Origin of the sequence: Streptomyces venezuelae (assembly GCF_008642275.1) — a bacterium.
In the GTDB taxonomy this organism is placed as follows: domain Bacteria; phylum Actinomycetota; class Actinomycetes; order Streptomycetales; family Streptomycetaceae; genus Streptomyces; species Streptomyces venezuelae_E.
In genome coordinates, this window is the sequence record NZ_CP029189.1 from 1,848,482 (window position 1) to 1,868,400 (window position 19,919).

General features: G+C 72.3%; 16 protein-coding genes. 5 read left to right on the forward strand and 11 right to left on the reverse strand.

Going from position 1 to position 19,919, the window contains the following annotated elements; translation table 11 throughout:
- Positions 1-124 precede the first annotated feature (124 nt).
- From whiA to DEJ51_RS07760, 6 genes are all read right to left on the reverse strand, one after another.
- Positions 125-1,120 (reverse strand): DNA-binding protein WhiA, encoded by a 996-nt coding sequence (gene whiA, locus DEJ51_RS07735; RefSeq protein WP_030009075.1) that lies wholly within the window; start codon positions 1,118-1,120, stop codon positions 125-127.
- On the reverse strand, positions 1,111-2,175 hold the full coding sequence (locus DEJ51_RS07740; RefSeq protein WP_150256923.1) for a uridine diphosphate-N-acetylglucosamine-binding protein YvcK: 1,065 nt from the start codon (positions 2,173-2,175) through the stop codon (positions 1,111-1,113). The genes whiA and DEJ51_RS07740 overlap by 10 nt, the downstream gene beginning before the upstream one ends.
- A complete protein-coding gene (gene rapZ, locus DEJ51_RS07745; protein WP_030009073.1) occupies positions 2,172-3,119 on the reverse strand; it encodes an RNase adapter RapZ in 948 nt (315 codons plus the stop codon). Before rapZ ends, DEJ51_RS07740 begins: the two co-directional genes overlap by 4 nt.
- The gene (gene uvrC / locus DEJ51_RS07750; protein ID WP_150256924.1) at positions 3,116-5,134 is read right to left on the reverse strand and encodes an excinuclease ABC subunit UvrC; all 2,019 of its coding nucleotides are present in this window, start codon (positions 5,132-5,134) and stop codon (positions 3,116-3,118) included. Before uvrC ends, rapZ begins: the two co-directional genes overlap by 4 nt.
- A gap of 406 nt (positions 5,135-5,540) precedes the next feature.
- Positions 5,541-6,380, reverse strand: a complete 840-nt coding sequence (locus DEJ51_RS07755; protein WP_150261752.1) for a hypothetical protein — start codon at positions 6,378-6,380, stop codon at positions 5,541-5,543.
- 5 nt (positions 6,381-6,385) lie between these two features.
- On the reverse strand, positions 6,386-6,997 hold the full coding sequence (locus DEJ51_RS07760; RefSeq protein WP_150256925.1) for a papain-like cysteine protease family protein: 612 nt from the start codon (positions 6,995-6,997) through the stop codon (positions 6,386-6,388).
- Between the two features lie 229 nt (positions 6,998-7,226).
- Here DEJ51_RS07760 and DEJ51_RS07765 point away from each other — a divergent pair, with 229 nt between their 5' ends.
- On the forward strand, positions 7,227-8,159 hold the full coding sequence (locus DEJ51_RS07765) for a hypothetical protein (RefSeq protein ID WP_150256926.1): 933 nt from the start codon (positions 7,227-7,229) through the stop codon (positions 8,157-8,159).
- 129 nt (positions 8,160-8,288) lie between these two features.
- On the opposite strand, the gene DEJ51_RS07770 is transcribed toward DEJ51_RS07765, so the two are convergent.
- Positions 8,289-8,720 carry a Rieske (2Fe-2S) protein gene (locus DEJ51_RS07770; RefSeq protein ID WP_150256927.1) on the reverse strand — a complete coding sequence of 144 codons (432 nt, stop codon included), beginning with the start codon at positions 8,718-8,720 and terminating at the stop codon, positions 8,289-8,291.
- A gap of 133 nt (positions 8,721-8,853) precedes the next feature.
- On the opposite strand from DEJ51_RS07770, the gene DEJ51_RS07775 reads away from it, so the two are divergent.
- Positions 8,854-9,729: a carbohydrate kinase family protein gene (locus DEJ51_RS07775; protein WP_150256928.1), complete on the forward strand. Its 876-nt coding sequence runs from the start codon at positions 8,854-8,856 to the stop codon at positions 9,727-9,729.
- Positions 9,730-9,860: 131 nt separating this feature from the next.
- On the opposite strand, the gene uvrA is transcribed toward DEJ51_RS07775, so the two are convergent.
- Positions 9,861-12,872, reverse strand: a complete 3,012-nt coding sequence (gene uvrA, locus DEJ51_RS07780; protein WP_150256929.1) for an excinuclease ABC subunit UvrA — start codon at positions 12,870-12,872, stop codon at positions 9,861-9,863.
- Positions 12,873-13,059: 187 nt separating this feature from the next.
- Here uvrA and DEJ51_RS07785 point away from each other — a divergent pair, with 187 nt between their 5' ends.
- From DEJ51_RS07785 to DEJ51_RS07795, 3 genes are all read left to right on the forward strand, one after another.
- Positions 13,060-13,755, forward strand: a complete 696-nt coding sequence (locus DEJ51_RS07785) for a maleylpyruvate isomerase family mycothiol-dependent enzyme (protein WP_150256930.1) — start codon at positions 13,060-13,062, stop codon at positions 13,753-13,755.
- Between the two features lie 9 nt (positions 13,756-13,764).
- Complete coding sequence (locus DEJ51_RS07790) at positions 13,765-14,421, forward strand: MBL fold metallo-hydrolase (protein WP_150256931.1); 657 nt, start codon at positions 13,765-13,767, stop codon at positions 14,419-14,421.
- Between the two features lie 249 nt (positions 14,422-14,670).
- The gene (locus DEJ51_RS07795) at positions 14,671-15,996 is read left to right on the forward strand and encodes an MFS transporter (protein ID WP_150261753.1); all 1,326 of its coding nucleotides are present in this window, start codon (positions 14,671-14,673) and stop codon (positions 15,994-15,996) included.
- 42 nt (positions 15,997-16,038) lie between these two features.
- Here the strand turns inward: DEJ51_RS07795 and DEJ51_RS07800 are convergent, their stop codons facing one another.
- From DEJ51_RS07800 to DEJ51_RS07810, 3 genes are all read right to left on the reverse strand, one after another.
- Positions 16,039-17,022 (reverse strand): TerC/Alx family metal homeostasis membrane protein, encoded by a 984-nt coding sequence (locus tag DEJ51_RS07800; RefSeq protein WP_150256932.1) that lies wholly within the window; start codon positions 17,020-17,022, stop codon positions 16,039-16,041.
- 238 nt (positions 17,023-17,260) lie between these two features.
- A complete protein-coding gene (locus DEJ51_RS07805; RefSeq protein ID WP_150256933.1) occupies positions 17,261-19,222 on the reverse strand; it encodes a TerD family protein in 1,962 nt (653 codons plus the stop codon).
- A gap of 43 nt (positions 19,223-19,265) precedes the next feature.
- Entirely contained in the window at positions 19,266-19,844 is a 579-nt protein-coding gene (locus tag DEJ51_RS07810; RefSeq protein ID WP_030010820.1) for a TerD family protein, read from the reverse strand.
- Positions 19,845-19,919: the final 75 nt, after the last annotated feature.

The window sequence follows — 19,919 nt, forward strand, 5'->3', positions numbered from 1 at the left end:
GTCGTCTGCCACGAAAGCGTTCGGACGCCAGACTCAAGACCGGCCCATGCTCATGTCAATGGGGCGTGCGGCAAAGGGGCCCGCACGAGTGAGCGCGCGAGCCCCTTCAGCCGTACCGGACGCGTCAACCGGCCATGTTGTCGGCCATCTCCTCGCTGAGGTCGAGGTTCGACTCGGTGCCCGGGATGCCGAGGTCCTGGGCCCGCTTGTCGGCCATCGCCAGCAGCCGGCGGATCCGGCCGGCGACCGCGTCCTTGGTCAGCGGCGGGTCGGCCAGGGCGCCCAGCTCCTCCAGGGAGGCCTGCTTGTGCTCCATGCGCAGCCGGCCGGCCGCGGCCAGGTGCTCGGGGACCTCCTCGCCGAGGATCTCCAGCGCGCGCTGCACGCGGGCTCCCGCGGCGACCGCGGCCCGCGCCGAGCGGCGCAGGTTGGCGTCGTCGAAGTTGGCCAGGCGGTTGGCGGTGGCGCGCACCTCGCGCCGCATCCGGCGCTCCTCCCAGGCCAGCACCGACTCGTGCGCGCCGAGCCGGGTCAGCAGGGCGCCGATCGCGTCGCCGTCGCGGACCACGACCCGGTCCACTCCGCGCACCTCGCGCGCCTTCGCGGCGATGGACAGCCTGCGGGCGGCGCCCACCAGGGCCAGGGCGGCCTCCGGACCGGGGCAGGTGACCTCCAGGGAGGAGGACCGGCCCGGCTCGGTGAGCGAGCCGTGGGCCAGGAAGGCGCCGCGCCAGGCCGCCTCCGCGTCGCAGGTGGCCCCGGAGACCACCTGCGGGGGAAGACCCCGGATGGGGCGGCCGCGGCCGTCCACGAGGCCCGTCTGGCGCGCCAGCTGGTCACCGCCGGCCACGACGCGGACCACGTAGCGGCTGCCGCGGCGCAGTCCGCCCGGGGCCATCACCACCAGGTCCGAGGAATGGCCGAAGATCTCCAGGATGTCCTTGCGCAGGCGTCTGGCGGCGATCCCGGTGTCCAGCTCCGCCTCGATGACGATGCGGCCGCTCACCAGGTGCAGCCCGCCCGCGAACCGAAGGATCGCCGAGACCTCCGCCTTCCTGCAGCAGGTCCGGGTGACGGGCAGGCGGGAGATCTCATCCTTCACCGCAGGCGTCATCGCCATGGGCCGATCCTTCCATGCATCCGAAAAATACGGTCGTACGCGGCGGCCAGCAGCTCCGGGTCGTGCTTCGGAGAGCCGTCCTTCCTGGCCACGGGCGCCAGCTCGACCGCGGCACCGAACCGTTTCGCGGCATCGTCGAGGGACTCGCGGTCGGGCACGGCGGCCTCGTCGGCCAGCACCACGTCCAGGGCGAGTTTAGGGGCGTGTCGGGCCAAAACCTCCAAATGACGCTGCGGAGAGAAGCCCTCTGTTTCACCGGGCTGCGGAGCGAGGTTCAGCGAGAGGACCCGCCGGGCCTTCGTCTCCGTCAGCGCGTCCAGCAGTTCCGGCACCAGCAGGTGCGGAATGACCGAGGAGAACCAGGACCCCGGACCGAGCACCACCCAGTCGGCGTCCAGGACGGCCGCGACCGCCTCCGGCACGGCCGGCGGGTCGCCGGGCACCACCTGTACGGAGAGCACCTCGCCCGGGGTCAGCGCCACCGTGGCCTGCCCGCGGACGGTGTCCACGTCCTCGGGGCGGGCCGGGTCGTGCCCCCTGACCAGGGCCTGCAGCTCCAGCGGCACCGCCGACATCGGCAGTACCCGGCCCTGCGCCCCGAGCAGCTTCCCGACCAGGTCGAGGGCCTGGACGGGGTCGCCGAGCTGCTCCCACAGGGCGACGATCAGCAGGTTGCCGACGGCGTGCCCGTGCAGATCGCCCTCGGACTGGAAGCGGTGCTGGATGACCCGGGCCCAGGTCTGGCCCCAGTCGTCGTCGCCGCACAGCGCGGCCAGCGCCTTGCGCAGGTCGCCGGGCGGGAGCACGCCGAGCTCCTCCCGGAGCCGGCCGCTGGAGCCGCCGTCGTCGGCGACGGTGACCACGGCGGTCAGGTCACCGGTGATCCGGCGCAGGGCGGCGAGGGAGGCCGACAGGCCCTGGCCGCCGCCGAGCGCCACCACCTTGGGCGTGGCGCCGCGCCGGCGGCCGGAGCGGCCGGAGCGGCCCGCGCCGTCCTCGCCCCGGCCCGGGGTGAGGCGGCGCAGGCGGCTCAGCCGCGGGGTCCGTGCGGTCACTCGCGCCCCATGTCCCGGTGGACTACGACGGTCTCGACTCCCTCGGAGGCGAGGCGGGCGGCGAGCTTCTCGGACATGGCCACGCTGCGGTGCTTGCCGCCCGTGCAGCCGACCGCGATGGTCACGTAGCGCTTGCCCTCGCGGCGGTAGCCGGTGGCGATGAGCTGGAGCAGCTCGGTGTAGCGGTCGAGGAACTCCTTGGCGCCGGGCTGGCTGAAGACGTACCCCGACACCTCCTCGTTGAGCCCGGTGAAGGGGCGCAGCTCCGGGACCCAGTGCGGGTTGGGGATGAAGCGGCAGTCGACGACGAGGTCGGCGTCGACGGGGAGGCCGTACTTGTAGCCGAAGGACATGACGGTGGCCCGCAGCTCCGGCTCCTCGTCCCCGGCGAACTGGGCGTCCATCTTCGCGCGCAGCTCGTGCACGTTCAGGCTGGAGGTGTCGATCACCAGGTCGGCGTCCCCGCGCAGCTCGCGCAGCAGGTCGCGCTCGGCGGCGATGCCGTCGGTGATGCGCCCGTCGCCCTGGAGCGGGTGCGGGCGGCGGACCGACTCGAAGCGGCGGACCAGCGCGTCGTCGGAGGACTCCAGGAAGACGATGCGGCGGGTGACGCCCTTGCTGTCGAGGTCGGCGAGGGACTCGCGCAGGGCGTCGAAGAACTGGCGGCCGCGGACGTCGACGACGACGGCGATGCGCGCCACGTTGCCCTGGGAGCGCGCGCCGAGCTCGACCATGGTCGGGATCAGGGCCGGCGGGAGGTTGTCGACGACGAACCAGCCGAGGTCCTCCAGACACTTCGCCGCCGTACTGCGGCCGGCCCCGGACATGCCGGAGATGATCACCAGCTCGGGGATGGCCGCCTCGGCGGTCTCGCCGGGCTCCACTGTCGTGCCCGTACTCACCTGTGCTCCGTCTCGGTCGTGCGCGGTCTCGTGCTCGGTCATTGCTCGGTCCCCCGTTCGGACGATGCTCCCGCTGGCGCGGGGGTCTCATCCTCAATGATCTCTCCTGTGGCCGTGTTGACGGCAGGACCAGCGGGAACCGCCTGGGCGAGGGCCACGGCCACGGCCTCGGCCGTCTTACGGCCTATGCCCGGGACCTCGCAGATCTGGTCGATTGTCGCCTGTCTCAGCTTCTTCACCGAACCGAAGTGCTTCACCAGGGCCTGCCTGCGGCTCTCGCCGAGGCCGGGCACCTCGTCCAGCGGGCCGGATTTCAGGCGCTTGCCGCGCTTGTTGCGCTGGTACTGGATGGCGAACCGGTGGGCTTCGTCACGGACCCGCTGGAGCAGGTAGAGGCCCTCGCTGGTGCGCGGCAGCACGACCGGGTCGTCCTCGCCCGGCAGCCAGACCTCCTCCAGCCGCTTGGCCAGGCCACACACGGCGACGTCGTCGATCCCGAGCTCCTCCAGGGCCCGCTTGGCGGCGGCGACCTGCGGCTGCCCGCCGTCGACCACGACGAGCTGGGGCGGGTACGCGAACCGCTTGGGCCGTCCGTCGTCCTCCGGGACCGGACCGGCGGCGTCCTCGCCCTCCTCCGGGTCCCACTCCCCCGTCTTCAGCTTCTCCTGGAGGTAGCGGCGGAAGCGCCGGGAGACCACCTCGTGCATGGAGCGGACGTCGTCCTGCCCCTCGAAGGTCTTGATCTGGAAGCGCCGGTACTCGCTCTTGCGGGCCAGCCCGTCCTCGAAGACGACCATCGACGCGACGACGTCGTCTCCCTGGAGGTGGGAGATGTCGAAGCACTCGATGCGCAGCGGGGCACTGTCGAGGTCCAGGGCCTCGGCGATCTCCTCCAGGGCGCGGGAGCGGGTGGTGAGGTCACTGGCGCGCTTGGTCTTGTGCAGGGCGAGGGACTGGAGCGCGTTGCGGTGCACGGTCTCCATCAGGGCCTTCTTGTCGCCTCGCTGCGGTATCCGCAGGCTGACCTGGGACCCGCGGCGCTCGGCGAGCCACTGGCCCAGCGCCTGCGTGTCCTCGGGGAGGGCGGGGACCAGCACCTCCTTGGGCACGGCCTCGCCCTTCTCCTCGCCGTACAGCTGCTGGAGGGCGTGCTCGACGAGCCCGGCCGTGTCGACGGCCTCGACCTTGTCGGTGACCCAGCCGCGCTGGCCGCGGACCCGGCCGCCGCGCACGTGGAAGATCTGCACCGCGGCTTCGAGCTCGTCCTCGGCGACGGCGATCAGGTCGGCGTCGGTGGCGTCGGCGAGCACCACGGCGTTCTTCTCCATCGCCCGGCGCAGCGCCCCGATGTCGTCGCGCAGCCGGGCGGCCTTCTCGTACTCCATCTCCTCGGCCGCCTCCTGCATCTCCTTCTCCAGCCGGGAGAGGTAGGTGCCGGTACGGCCGGCCATGAAGTCGCAGAAGTCCTCGGCCAGTTCGCGGTGCTCCTCGGGGGTGACCCGGCCGACGCAGGGGGCGGAGCACTTGCCGATGTAGCCGAGCAGGCAGGGGCGGCCGATCTGGGCGGAGCGCTTGAACACGCCCGCCGAGCAGGTCCGGACCGGGAACACCCGGAGCATCAGGTCGACGGTCTCGCGGATGGCCCAGGCGTGCCCGTACGGACCGAAGTAGCGCACGCCCTTCTTCTTGGGGCCGCGCATGACCTGGACCCGCGGGTACTCCTCGCCCAGGGTGACGGCGAGGGAGGGGTAGCTCTTGTCGTCCCGGTACTTGACGTTGAACCGCGGGTCGAACTCCTTGATCCACGAGTACTCCAGCTGGAGCGCCTCGACCTCGGTGGACACCACGGTCCACTCGACGGAGGCGGCCGTGGTCACCATGGTGGCGGTACGGGGGTGCAGGCCTGCGATGTCCTGGAAGTAGCTGCCCAGGCGCTGGCGCAGGCTCTTGGCCTTCCCGACGTAAATCACCCGGCGGTGCTCGTCACGGAACTTGTAGACCCCCGGGGAGTCCGGGATCTGTCCCGGCTCGGGGCGGTAGCTGGAAGGGTCGGCCATGCCAACCACCCTACTTGCGCACACCGACAACAGACCGTACGCCTCCGGCGCGGTCCGCAGATCCGGACGCCATGCCGCGCGTAGCTGCGCGGGCTCCGCCCGGACCCGCGCCTCAAACGCCGGCGAGGCTGGATTTTCAGCCTCTGACGTTCGAAGCGCGGGGTGCGGGGTGCGGGTCGGCGCCCCGGTCTTCCAGCCCCACCGGGCAGATCCAGCCCCACCGGCGCTTGAGGCGCGGGCTGCGGGGTGCGGGGCAGCGCCCCGGTCTTCCAGCCTCGCCGGCGTTTGAGGCGCGGGTCCGGGCGGAGCCCGGGAGACGGCGAGAGGGCGGGGCGGGGAGAGCCGCCCGCAGGGCCCGGCCCCGAGGTGGGGGTCGGGCCGGGCCCCGCGGGCGGAGTTCAGCCGCTCAGGCCGGCGCACCCGCCCGGCGGGATCGCCGGACGGCGGCCACGCCCAGCACCCCGAGCACCAGCGCACCGGCCCCGGCCACCCACGGCACCGGCGCGCCCTCGGCACCGGCGCCGGCATGGGCAGCGGCGGCCACGGCGACCGGCGCCGCATCGGCCTCCGCGCCGCCCTCGGCATAGCCTCCCGCCATGCCGCCCTCCGCATACGCGGAGCCCGGCAGCTTGTCCCCGTACGCCTTGACGACGCGCACGCGATACGCGGCCAGGCTCGTCCCGCCGGCGCCGACGGCCCGTACCGCGTCCTTGTCCAGCGGCAGCACCCGCCCGCCCCCGGCCACGTACCAGGCGTCGATCTGCGGCTCCCGGAACACCGTCCCGCCGGGCAGCCTCTGCGCACCCAGCCGGGCATAGCGGAACTCGTCGTCGCCGGTGGCGATGTTCACGACCTCCCAGCCCGCCTCCGTCCGCGCGGTCCACAGCGCGGCCCGCTGCCCGTCGGAGGAGACGGCCTCGCTGGCGAGGAACTCCAGGCGGGCGACGGCCGCGCCCGCTCTGCCGGCGACGAACTCCGGGGAGAGGTGGTTGACCGGTATCGCCTCGCCCTCGATCCGGGGCTGCGCGGCGGCGGGGGAGACCTTGCCCTCGCGGGCGAAGAAGCGGGAGAGGGTGGCCAGGGTGTCCGGGGCGGCGGCCGCCCGCGCGGCGGCGGCCGTGTTCTCGGCGGTGGCGGCCGGGGGCTGCGGCACCGGGCCCCCGGGAGCGGCGGCGGCCTGCGGGGCGAGGCCGAGGAGGGCGGTGGCGGCGAGGACGGCTGCGGCGGCCGATACGCGCGGGGTCATGGCGCTCACGCCCCGATCCGGTAGAGGGAGTGGGTCCAGGAGAAGCTGCTGTTGTTCACGTACCAGGCGTGCGAGGCCCAGTTGTAGCGGTCGCTGGAGGGCCAGGGGTCTCCCCAGTAGACCCAGTTGCTCGCGGTGTCGTAGCCGTAGACGACGTGCATGTGACCGCCGCCGTTCGACCACTGGATGCGGGTCTCGACGGGCCGGTTGGCGTTGATCTCCGTCTGGACGGTGGAGTACTGGAGCCAGCCGCTGACGTACGAGCCGGGGTTGATACCGGCCCAGCGCAGTCCGGTCTGGACGTTGCCCAGGGTGGCCTGGTTGTTCGGGCATTCGCTGCCCTGCTGACGGTTGAAGGCGGCGTTGCAGAACTGGTTCTGGCTGTGGTTCCGGCCGAACCAGGTGGCGATGGTGTTGCCGCCGGCGGCCCAGCACCAGTTGGTCTTCTGCTGCGCCTGCATGGTGATGTTCAGGCGCTTGGCGGCGAGGGCGGAATCGGTGCCGGCCTCGGCGGCGGTGGCGGTGCCGGCACCGAGGGGCAGGGTGAACAGCAGAGCGGTGAGTACGGCGGTGAGACGGTCGGCGGCTGGGGATCGCCGCCGGTTTCGGTTGCGCATCGCGTTCCTCCCGGTGTGGGGTGTGGGGGGTGGAGGAGCGCGTCCGGACGCTGTTCAGGAGCATCAGACAGTTGTCGCGATCAGGTCAACACGCTTCAATACGCGGTGACATTGCTGTGTGAACGGTGGGGCTGCGGTGTGAACGGATGCTGCCGTGTCACCTGGTCCCCCGGAGCCGCCGCCGCGATCCCCCGTGCCGGCCCGTGTGAACGTTCACGAAGGAGTCGCCATGCGGCCCACCGAGGACACGGCGGAACTCGGCCGGCTGCTGCGCGGCGGCCCCTTCCACCTCGCCCTGCGCGCCGCCCTCGCCGCGCGCGGACTGCCCCTGCACCGGGTCCAGCACCGACTGGCGGCACAGGGCATCAAGGTCGGCGTGACCAGCCTCAGTTACTGGCAGCAGGGCGCCCGGCGGCCCCGTCACCCGGAGTCGCTGCGGGCGGTCACCGCGCTGGAACGGATCCTGGAACTGCCCGACGGCGCCCTCCTGCGCCTGCTGGCCGCCGAGGATGCCGGACCCGGTCCCGCGCGCCCGCCCACCCGCTCGTACCGGGCGCTGTTCAGCATGGGCGGGACCGTGGAACGGCTGCTGGACGGGCTGGACCTGCCGCCCGACGGAGGGCTGCACTCGGTCGGCCACCACGAGCGGGTCCGCATCGGACCGGCCGGTGAGCTGCGGGTCCGCGAGTCGCAGCAGATCGTCCGGGCCCACCGCGACGGCGTCGACCGCTACCTGGCCGTCCACCACGGCGACCCGGGCTGCGACGTGTCGCGGATGCGCGTGGCGGCGTACGAGAACTGCCGCACGGGCCGGGTGCGGTGCCACCCTGAGTCCGGGGTGGTGGTCGCCGAGCTGCTCTTCGACGCGCGGCTGCGGCGCGGGGACACCCACGTCTTCGGTTACGGGATCGAGGACGGGACCGGAGCCCGCAGCGGCGAGTACGTCCGCGGGTTCAGCTACGCCGGCGGGCAGTACATGCTCCAGGTCAGCTTCGACGAGGCGGCCCTGCCGGTGCGCTGCCGCCGCTTCGCCCGGGGCGGGCCCGGGGCCCCGCGCACCGGCCTCGTGGACCTGACGCCCAGCGGCCGGCACCGGGCGGTGCACCTGGTGGAGCAGTCGGTGCGGCGCGGAATCCTCGGGATCGCCTGGGACTGGGACTGAGGTCGGGCGCTGCGCGCGCGACGGGCGCGGCGGGCCCGGCGGCGGGCGCGGGGCGGGCGCGACGGGCCCGGGGCGGGCGCGGGCCCCGGCCCGGTCGGGTGCCGGCACGGGCTCGGGCCCGGGCGGGGGTCAGCCGGCGACGAGCCGGCCGTTCTCGGCCCGGACCGGGACGGCGGGCAGCGGGGCGGAGGCCGGACCGCGCAGGACCTTGCCGGTCTTCACGTCGAAGCGGCTGCCGTGGCAGGGGCAGTTCCCCTCGCCCTCGTCGATCTTGTCCAGGACGCAGCCGGCGTGCGTGCACTGGGCACTGAAGGCCCGGTACTCGCCCTCGGCGGGGCAGCTGACGACCAGCTTGTTCTCCCGGTACAGCTTCGCGCCGCCCACCGGGACGTCGGCCGCGGCGCCCAGGTCCACCGGCGCGGTGGGGGTGGCGGGGGTGTGGCCCCCGCTGTTGGTCTCGGTGGAGCAGGCCGCGAGGGTCGCTCCGGCGCCCGCGGCCCCGGCGAGCGCGGCGGCGCCCTTGAGGACGGTACGGCGGGCGGGCGACTGCGGCGCGGGCATGCGGTTCTCCTGAGCTGCGGAACGGGGTGCGGGCACGTGGGGAAGGGGGTGCGGGGCGGGGCGCGGGCCGGAACCCGGCCGGGGCACCGGCCCACCCGACGATACCTCCGTCCCATGAGGTAGCTTCCCCCGCGTGATCGTCGTCGGCGGAGAAGCCCTCATCGACCTGGTGCCCGTGGCGCAGCCGCCCGGGGCGCTGCTGCCCCGGCCGGGCGGCGGACCGTACAACACCGCGCTGGCGCTCGGCCGGCTCGGCGCCGAGGTGGCTTTCTGCTCGCGGGTCTCGTCGGACGGTTTCGGCGAGAGTCTGCTGGCCGGGCTGCGGGCCGCCGGGGTGGACCTGTCGCTGGTCCAGCGCGGACCGGAGCCGACCACGCTCGCCGTGCCCTCGCTGGCCCCGGACGGCTCGGCCTCGTACGGCTTCTACGTCGGGGGCACCGCGGACCGGCTGTTCACACTGCCGCCCGCCCTCCCGGACGGGGTACGGGCGCTCGCGCTCGGCACCTGCTCGCTGGTCCTGGAACCGGGCGCGAGCGCGTACGAGGCCCTGCTGCGCCGGGAGTCGGGGCGCGGGGTGCTCACCCTGCTGGACCCCAACATCCGGCCGGCGCTGATCGCGGACCCGGCGGCGTACCGCATCCGCTTCCTGGAACGGCTGCTGCCGCACACGCGTGTCCTCAAGCTGTCGGAGGAGGACGCGGCCTGGCTGGGCGGCCGGGTCGAGGACTGGCTGGCTGCCGGGCCTTCGGCGGTGGTGCTGACCCGGGGCGCGGCGGGCCTGACGGCCTGGACGCGGGAGGGCGGGCAGTACGCGGCGGCGGCGCGCGCGGTGCCGGTGGTGGACACGATCGGCGCGGGCGACACCGTCAACGCCGCTCTGCTGCACCGGCTCGCCCTGGTGCCGGGCGGCCCGGTGGACTGGCCGGAGGTGCTGTCATACGCCGCCCACGCGGCAGCCCTGACCTGCACGCGGGCGGGCGCGGAGCCGCCGTACGCGGCGGAGCTCTGACGGGAGCCGCTCGGCCCTGCTCGGCTCGGCCCGCGGTGGCGTCCGCCGCCGCTCGGGCGGACGCGGAAGGGTCCGGCCGTCGGCCGGACCCTTCCGTCGTACGCGAACCGCTCACGAACGCCTCTCGGCGGTTACGCCTTGGGGGTCCGGGTCGTCGTCTTCTTCGCCGGGGCGGTCTTCTTCGCGGCCGCCGCCTTGGTGGCCACGGCCTTCTTCGCCGGGGCCTTCTTGGCGGGAGCCTTCTTGGCCGGGGCCTTCTTCGCCGCGGCCCGCACCGGGGACGCCCCCGCGTCGGAGACCCGGTCCGCGCCCAGGATGTCCCTCAGGAACTTGCCGGTGTGGCTGGCGCCCACCGAGGCCACCGCCTCCGGCGTGCCTTCGGCCACCACCAGGCCGCCGCCGTAGCCACCTTCCGGGCCCATGTCGATGACCCAGTCCGCGGTCTTGATGACGTCCAGGTTGTGCTCGATGACGATCACCGAGTTCCCCTTGTCCACCAGCCCCGACAGCACCTTGATCAGCTTCGAGATGTCCTCGAAGTGCAGACCCGTGGTCGGCTCGTCCAGCACGTAGACCGTGCGGCCCGTCGACCGCTTCTGCAGCTCGGAGGCCAGCTTCACGCGCTGCGCCTCACCACCCGACAGGGTCGGCGCGGACTGGCCGAGGCGGACGTAGCCCAGCCCGACCTCGTTGAGCGTCTTGAGGTGGCGCGCGATCGTCGGCACCGCCTCGAAGAAGCCCAGTGCCTCTTCGATCGGCATGTTCAGGACTTCCGCGATGGACTTGCCCTTGTAGTGGACCTCCAGCGTCTCCCGGTTGTACCGGTCGCCGTGGCAGACCTCGCAGGGGACGTAGACGTCCGGCAGGAAGTTCATCTCGATCTTGATGGTGCCGTCACCGGCGCAGTTCTCGCACCGGCCGCCCTTCACGTTGAAGGAGAAGCGGCCCGGCAGATAGCCGCGCACCTTCGCCTCCATCGTCTCGGCGAACAGCTTGCGCACGTGGTCGAAGACACCGGTGTACGTGGCCGGATTGGACCGCGGGGTGCGGCCGATCGGCGACTGGTCGACGTGCACGACCTTGTCGACGAGCTCGTCGCCGTCGACGCGGGTGTGCCGGCCCGGCACCGAGCGGGCGCCGTTCAGCTCGCGCGCCAGGTGCGTGTAGAGGATGTCGTTGACCAGCGTCGACTTGCCGGAGCCCGACACCCCGGTCACGGCGGTCAGCACACCCAGCGGGAAGGACACGTCGATGTCCCGCAGGTTGTTCTCCTTGGCGCCGTGGACGGTCAGCTTGCGCTCCCCGTTCACGGGCCGGCGGACGTCCGGGATCTCGATGGACTTCTTGCCCGACAGGTACTGGCCGGTCATCGACTCGGTGTTCTTCAGCAGTTCCTTCAGCGAACCGCTGTGCACGACCTTGCCGCCGTGCTCGCCCGCGCCGGGACCGATGTCCACGACCCAGTCGGCCACCTTGATGGTGTCCTCGTCGTGCTCGACCACGATGAGCGTGTTGCCCATGTCCCGCAGCCGCACCAGGGTCTCGATCAGCCGGTGGTTGTCCCGCTGGTGCAGACCGATGGACGGCTCGTCCAGCACGTAGAGCACGCCGACGAGGCCGGAGCCGATCTGGGTGGCGAGCCGGATGCGCTGGGCCTCGCCGCCCGACAGCGTGCCGGCGGCCCGGTTGAGCGAGAGGTAGTCGAGACCGACGTCCACGAGGAAGCGGAGCCGTTCGTTGACCTCCTTGAGGACCCGCTCGGCGATCTTCTTGTCGCGGGCGTCGAGCCGCATCCGTCCCAGGAAGTCCGCGCACTCGCTGATCGACATGGCGGCGACCTCGGCGATGGACTTCTCCATCACCGTCACGGCGAGCACGATCGGCTTGAGGCGGGTGCCCTCACAGGTCGGGCAGGGCACCTCGCGCATGTAGCCCTCGAAGCGCTCACGGCTGGCGTCGCTCTCCGACTCCGCGTGCCGCCGCTTGACGAAGGGCACTGCGCCCTCGAAGGCCGTCGTGTACGCCCGCTCCCGCCCGTACCGGTTGCGGTAGCGGACCTCGATCTGCGTCTTGTGCCCGTACAGCAGGGCCTTCTTCGCGCGGGCCGGCAGTCCGGCCCACGCGATGTCGGTGCGGAAGCCCAGCTCCCCGGCGAGCGCGCCGATCAGCCGCTGGAAGTAGTCCTTGGTGTGGCCGAGCGACCACGGCGAGACCGCGCCCTCGTCCAGGGACTTGTCCTCGTCCGGGACGATCAGTTCCGGGTCCACCTCCATGCGCGTACCGATACCCGTGCACTCGGGACAGGCGCCGAAGGGCGAGTTGAAGGAGAAGGAGCGCGGCTCCAGCTCCTCGAAGGACAGGTCGTCATAGGGGCAGTAGAGGTGCTCGGAGTACATCCGCTCACGCTCGGGGTCGTCCTCGGCGAGGTCGACGAAGTCGAGGATCACCATGCCGCCGGAGAGGCCGAGGGCGGTCTCCACGGAGTCGGTGAGCCGACGCTTGGCGCTCTCCTTGACGGTGAGGCGGTCGATGACCACCTCGATGGTGTGCTTCTCCTGCTTCTTCAGCGTGGGCGGCTCGGAGAGCTGGATGGTCTCCCCGTCCACCCGCGCCCGGCTGTAGCCCTTGGTCTGGAGATCGGCGAAGAGGTCGACGAACTCACCCTTGCGCTCACGCACCAGCGGCGAGAGCACCTGGAAGCGGCTGCCCTCGGGGAGCGCGAGCACCTTGTCGACGATGGCCTGCGGCGACTGGCGCGAGATGGGCCGGCGGCACTCGGGGCAGTGCGGCTTGCCGATGCGGGCGAAGAGGAGGCGGAGGTAGTCGTAGACCTCGGTGATGGTGCCCACGGTCGAGCGCGGGTTGCGCGAGGTCGACTTCTGGTCGATCGAGACGGCCGGGGAGAGGCCCTCGATGAAGTCGACGTCGGGCTTGTCCATCTGCCCGAGGAACTGGCGGGCGTACGACGAGAGCGACTCGACGTAGCGGCGCTGGCCCTCGGCGAAGATCGTGTCGAAGGCCAGGGAGGACTTGCCCGACCCGGAGAGTCCGGTGAAGACGATGAGTGAGTCGCGGGGCAGGTCGAGCGAGACGTTCTTCAGGTTGTGCTCGCGAGCGCCACGAACGATGAGACGGTCGGTCACGCCGGTCCGCACCTTTCTTGAGAGAGCGGGGGCACGGGCCCCCGTCCCAGGGTATGGGGGGCGCCTCTGCGATGGACTTGGTCCTTGGACTTCCGAGCGTATAGCACGCACATTCGATTTACGGCACTCCGCAGACCGCTTCACCCAATCGTGTGGTGGCGAGCGGTGAGCCACTAGGCTCGCCGTCATGACTGATCATGTGCACGACCTGCGATCTGTACGTGAAGCCACGGACCGGCTGCTGACCGCTGTCGCGAAACTGGACAACGCGGCCCTCGCCGAGGAGTCACACCTCCCGGGCTGGACCCGCGGCCACATCCTGGCCCACCTCGCACGCAACGCGGACGCGCTCGTCAACGTCTTCGAGGGACGCCCGATGTACGAGAGCGCCTCCGCCCGTGACGCGGACATCGAGCGCGACGCCGGCCGGCCCCTGGAAGAACACCTGACGGACCTCCGTGATTCCGCGGCCCGCTTCATCGCCACCACCGAGCCCGACCAGGACTGGTCCCGCACGGTCGAGCTGCGCAACGGCGTCACCGACCTCGCCGCCAACGTGCCCTTCCGCCGCTGGGTCGAGGTCGACCTGCACCACGTCGACCTGAACATCGGCTACGAGCTCTCCGACCTCCCGGACGAGTTCACCGAGCGCGAGATCGCCTTCCTCGCCGACCGCTGGTCCGGCCGCCCCGAGGTCCCGCCGGTCACCCTCCAGTACTCGGACGGCACCTTCGTCGCGCGCACCGGCGGCACCGAGGGCACCCCGGTGACCCTCAGCGGCGCCGGGGACGACCTGCTCGGCTGGCTGGCCGGCCGCGGCCTCAAGGGCGCCCACCTCGCCATCGAGGCCGGAGACGCCCTGCCCGAACTCCCCCCGCTCTAGGATCAAGGCATGACGTACACCGGAGAGGTCAAGGTCGGCGGTCCCGCCGACGTGCACGAACTTGCGGACCTGATGATTTCCAAGGTCGCGGTGGGCCCGATGAACAACAACGCCTACCTGCTGCGCTGCCGCGCCACCGACGAGCAGCTGCTCATCGACGCGGCCGCCGAGGCGGGCACCCTGCTCAGCCTGATCGGCGACGACGGCATCGCCTCCGTGGTCACCACGCACCAGCACGGTGACCACTGGGGCGCGCTCGCCGAGGTGGTCGAGGCGACCGGTGCGCGCACCTACGCGGGCGCGCTCGACGCCGAGGGCATCCCGGTGGCGACCGACGTGCTCGTCGCCGACGGGGACACGATCACGGTCGGCCGGGTCAGCCTGACCGCCCGCCACCTCGTGGGCCACACCCCGGGCTCGATCGCCCTGGTCTACGACGACCCGCACGGGCACGCGCACGTCTTCACCGGCGACTGCCTCTTCCCGGGCGGCGTCGGCAACACGCACGACGACCCGAAGGCCTTCGCCAGCCTCATCGACGACGTGCAGCACAAGATCTTCGAGCAGCTGCCGGACGAGACCTGGGTCTACCCGGGACACGGCAACGACACCACCCTCGGCGCCGAGCGTCCGCACCTGGCCGAGTGGCGCGAGCGCGGCTGGTAGGCGCCGCAACGCGTCAACTTCACGACGCGACGCACTCCTTCCGGTCGCTTGCGGCCGAACCCACGCCCTGAGGGGCGGGGAACGGGTATCTGGTGCGGCATGCCACACGACCCGTCCCCGCCCCGGGCGCCCTCCGCCCGTCCCCCCGCCACGCCTCCCGCGGCGTCCCGCGCGCCGTCTCCCGCCCGGGCCGCCGAGCCCCTCGAAGCCCTCGAAGCCGACGACACGGTCAGCTCCGCCGGGCCTGGCATGCTGCGGCTCGCCACGGCCTCGCTCGCCGGGACCGCGATCGAGTTCTACGACTTCTTCGTGTACGGGACGGCCGCCGCCCTCGTGCTCGGCCCGCTCTTCTTCCCCTCCTTCTCCCCGCTCGCCGGAACCCTCGCCGCCTTCGGCACCTTCGGCGTCGGCTTCCTGGCCCGCCCGCTCGGTTCGGCGGTCTTCGGCCACATCGGCGACCGCTACGGCAGGCGCCCCGTGCTGCTCGCCTCCCTCCTGCTCACCGGCCTCGCCACGGTGGCCGTCGGCTGCGTGCCGACGTACGGCTCGATCGGCATGGCCGCGCCCGTACTCCTGCTCCTGCTGCGCTTCCTGCAGGGCCTCGGGCTGGGCGGGGAATGGGGTGGTGCCGTACTGCTGACCGCCGAGCACGCCCCCGAGCGGCGGCGCGGGCTCTGGTCGAGCTTCCCGCAGATGGGCCCGGCCGCGGGCTTCCTGCTCGCCAACGGCCTGATGCTGGGGCTGTCCGCGTCGCTGACCGATGCCCAGTTCACCGCCTGGGGGTGGCGGGTGCCGTTCTGGGCGGCCGGGGTGCTGGCGCTGGCCGGGCTGTGGCTGCGCCGCTCGGTGGAGGAGACCCCGCAGTTCCGGGCGCTCGCCGCCACGGACCGGCGGGCCGAGGCCCCGCTGGCCGAGGTGTTCCGGGGCCACTGGCGGCTGCTCCTGCTGACCGGCGGGGCGCTCGCCGTGGGGTACGCCGTCTTCTACGCGGTCACCACCTGGTCCCTCGCGTACGCCACCGAGCACCTCTCGGTGGGCCGCACGGCGATGCTGGCCTGCATCATGGTGGCGGTCGCGATCAAGGGCCTGGTGACTCCGCTGATCGCGATGCTCGGCGACCGCTACGGGCGGCGGCCGCTGTGCCTGATCGGGTGTGCGATCTGCGTGGTGTGGATGTTCCCGCTGGTGGCGCTGTTGCGAACGGCCGATCCACTGCTGATGACCGTCGGCTTCACCGGCGCACTGCTGGGCATGGTCACGATGTTCTCGGTGGTGGCCGCCTACCTGCCCGAGCTGTACGCGCCACGGATCCGCTGCACGGGCGCGGCCGTCGGCTACAACCTGGGTGGTGTGCTGGGCGGGGCGCTGACCCCGATCGTGGCGACGGCGCTGGCGGACGGTTCCGGTCCGCCCTGGGGGGTCGCGCTGTACCTGACCGGGATCTCCCTGGTCAGCCTGGTCTGCTTCGCACTGCTGCCGGAGACCGGTCCGGCGGTCGTGTCGAAGCCGGCGGCTCCCCGCCGGACGACGGAAACGGGGGCGGCCGAAGCGGCCGCCCCCGTGCAGACCCGTTAGATCTCTCGGACCCGTCGGATCCGTTGGAGCTGTCGGATCCGGTTACGCGTCGATGCTCTCCGAGCGGGCGGCGGCCTCGGCCGCCGCCTGCTTCTTCGAGGCCATCAGGCTGGTGATCGTGGTGATGACCAGGACACCGCAGATGACGCCGAGGGAGACCGGGATCGAGATCACCGGGACGTGGACGCCGTTCTCGTGCAGGGCGTGCAGCACCAGCTTGACGCCGATGAAACCGAGGATGATCGACAGGCCGTAGCTGAGGTGGACCAGCTTCTTCAGCAGACCGCCGATGAGGAAGTACAGCTGGCGCAGGCCCATGAGCGCGAAGGCGTTGGCCGTGAAGACGATGTACGGGTCCTGGGTGAGGCCGAAGATCGCCGGGATGGAGTCCAGGGCGAACAGCACGTCGGTGGTGCCGATGGCGAGCATGACGATCATCAGCGGGGTCAGCACGCGCTTGCCGTTGCTGACGATGAAGAGCTTGGTGCCGTGGTACCGGTCGGCGACGCCGAACTTCTTCTCGACGGACTTGAGGAGACGGTTCTCCTCGAACTCCTCGTCGTCCTCGTCCTTGCGGGCCTCTTGGATCAGCTTCCACGCGGTGTAGATCAGGAACGCGCCGAAGATGTAGAAGACCCAGGAGAAGCTGGCGATGATCGCGGCGCCGGCGGCGATGAACACCGCACGCAGGACCAGGGCGATCAGCACGCCGATGAGCAGCACGCGCTGCTGCAGGTGGGACGGCACCGCGAACTTCGCCATGATCAGGACGAACACGAAGAGGTTGTCGACGCTCAGCGACTTCTCGGTGATGAAGCCCGCGAAGAACTCCTGGGACGCCTGGGGGTTGCCGAAGAACCACAGGCCGACGCCGAAGAGTCCGGCGAGGACGATCCAGACGACCGTCCAGGTGCCGGCCTCCTTGATCGACACGTCGTGGGGTTTGCGGCCGATGAAGAAGTCGGCACCGATGAGGAGGGACAGACCGAGAATGGTCGCAGCCCAAAGGGCCCAGGAAACTTCCATGGTGAACACGCCTCCGGCGGATGGCTCAGCACTTCGTCAGCGTCATCGCTGCCGGAGGTCTCTTCCACCCGGGCGGCCTGGAGGCCGTGGGCCGGCGCCCCGGGACCGTCTGCGCTCTTCTCACCGCAGTGGTCCGTATTGACGGGTACGCCGTAGCTGGAAAGCAGGAATACTCCCCTCCGCACGGACGAGCTTACCCGCTGAAGGCGATAAAGGTAAAGGGAACACCAAAGAATGGTCACGGACGGGTACGGTGCCGGGCCTCCGCGACTCGGTCCAGTGCCTGGTCGAGGACCCTGCTCCCCTGGGGCGGCAGGTCCGGTTCGAAGGTCCAGGCGTGATGGACCCAGGGGTCGGCGAGGTGGTTGTCGGGCACCGGAGAAAGCCGCATCAGGGAGCGCCACAGCGGGTCCAGCAGCGGCCCGTAGGCCGAGGCCTCGTCCCGGTCCGCGACCATCAGCAGGTGCACGCCGACCGCCGCGCCCTCGTCGGCGAGGTAGCGCAGCTGGGTGACGGCGCGGTCGTCGAAGCCGTGCGGGAAGTCATGCACGATCAGCAGCTGGTCGGCCGTGTCCACGTCCGGCGGCAGGTCCTCGGGGGCACCGGCCCGCAGCGCCATCTGTACGAGGTCCACCCTCCGGGTGAGCCGGGCCAGGGTCTGGGTGACCCCGGTGGCCCCGGCGGCGGGCGGGCCGGCCAGCACCCCGGCGCGGACGAGCGGCGCCAGGGAGGCGGATCCGGCCCCGGCCGCGTCGATGACGTGCACGGAGAACCGGTCGGCGGGGTGGACGGCGAGCAGCCGGACCGCCAGGGCGACGGCCATGTCCATGGCGACGCGGCGCAGCCGGTCGGTGTCCATGGTCATCGCGGCCTCGGAGCCGGTGCGGCCGTTGTCGATCCAGAGTCCGCGCTCCAGCGGGACCCGGGTCAGCATGGGGATGCGCAGATCGGGCCGCTCGGGCAGGTGCAGGTCCCCCAGACGCAGGGCCAGCGGGCTCTCCTCGGGCGTGCGGTGACCGTGCCAGACGGGATTGTCCCAGCGGGCGTAGGCGGCCGGCAGCGCGGGCTCGACCACCTCGGACTCGGCGATCAGCTGGGCCAGGTCCCGGTCGAGGACGGCCTGGGCCTGGGCGACGAGCTCCTCGCGGCGGGCCCGCGCGGTGTCACGGGCGGCGTTCCCGGAACCGCCGAGGCGGTGGCGGGGGTCGGACAGCGCCTCGTCGAGCTCGCGGTCCATGCGGGAGTCCGCGAACTCCACGGCACTGCGGTAGGCGGCGACCGTGCGGGCCAGATCCTCGAACATCCCCCAGACCTGGTTGTAGAGCCGCTCCTCCATGGACCAGCCGCTGGCGTCCCCGGCGACGGGCCGCGGGTGCTGTCCGGGCTCCTGGGGTGTGGCGGCCCGCGGCGCGGGCTCGGGCGGCTCCGTACTGGCGCGGCGGCGCCGCGGGTGGGCGTAGCTGATGGTGGGCGGGGCGCCCCCGGTGTCACCACCGGGCGCGGGTCCGGGCGTACCGGCGTACGGGTGTCCGGAGACGGGGACCGGGTCCGGCGGTTCGGGGGCGGGAGCGGGGGGCTGCGCCGGGGTCTGCGGGGCGCGCAGGTCACCGACGAGGGTCGGCATGGCCGCGAGGGTGGCGTCGGCGCCCGCGGTGCGGGGCGTCGTACCGAGCGCGGCGGCGGCCAGCTCAGCGGCGGCCGGTGCGGGCAGCCCGCCGTCGGCGAGCAGGGCGCCGAGGCCCTCGGCGTAGCCCTGGCCCACGGCGCGGACCTTCCAGGCGCCCTGGCGCCGGTACAGCTCAAGGGCGACGACGGCCGTCTCGGCGTCGAGCCCGGTCATCGTGTAACCGGCGAGCTCGGCGCCCCCCGGGTCGGCCACGGCCACGTAGGCGGCCGGTACCGCGCCGAAGCGGACCGGGCCGCCGGGCGGGAGGACGAGCAGTACGCCGAGCCGGTGAACGTCCGCCGCGACCTCGTCGAGGTCGACGGGGAAGGTGTGCCGCTCGGCGAGCTCGCCCGGCGACTCGACGCCGGGGAGGGACCTGGCGCCCGGGTGGGCGAGTATCCCGTTGCCGGCGAGCCGGCCCTGTTCGTCGGCGAGCGTGGCCAGGGTGAGCACCGGCGTACCCGCCGAGACCCTGATCTCCACCCGGCTCTGGGACACGGGGTGGTTCTGCCCCCGGACCAGTTCGGCCGTCATCGTGCAGCCCCTCCCCCGTGCCTTCTTCTCTTGTCCGGTACTGCTACAGGTGCGGCAGGATCGCCGGCATGAGGTCCTGGAAGGTGCGGCCGTTGGCCGGGTTCCCCAGGGCCGTCATCTGCCAGCCGGCGCCCGAGCGGGACACCTTGGCCATGATCTGCGCGGTGTACTGACCGCCGCCGTCGAGGGTGTACCGGGCCAGCTCCTGGCCGTTGGTCTCGTCGACGATGCGGCAGAACGCGTTCTGCACTTCCTGGAACGTCTGGCCGGTGAAGGAGTTCACCGTGAAGACGATCTGGTCGATGTGGACCGGCACGCGCTGGAGGTCGACGAGGATCGCCTCGTCGTCCCCGCCCTGGCCGACGCCGCCCACGAGGTTGTCACCGGTGTGGCGCACGGAGCCGTCGTCGCTCTGCAGGTGCCGGAAGAAGACCACGTCGACGGGCTGCTTGTCGGCGAAGAGCACCGCCGAGGCGTCGAGGTCGATCTCCCGCGTCCGCGAGCCGAACAGTCCGCGGCGCTTCGCCGCCTGCCAGCCGAGGCCCATACGGACCGCGGTCAGCGTGCCTCCGTCCGCCTTCTGCAGACTGATGGCCTGACCCTTGGTCATGTTGACCGTCACGTACTGTCCCCTCTCCCTGGCCCGCCATACGGCGGGCGTGCAGCGTGTACCTGCGGCTGTGACCCAACCCTACTG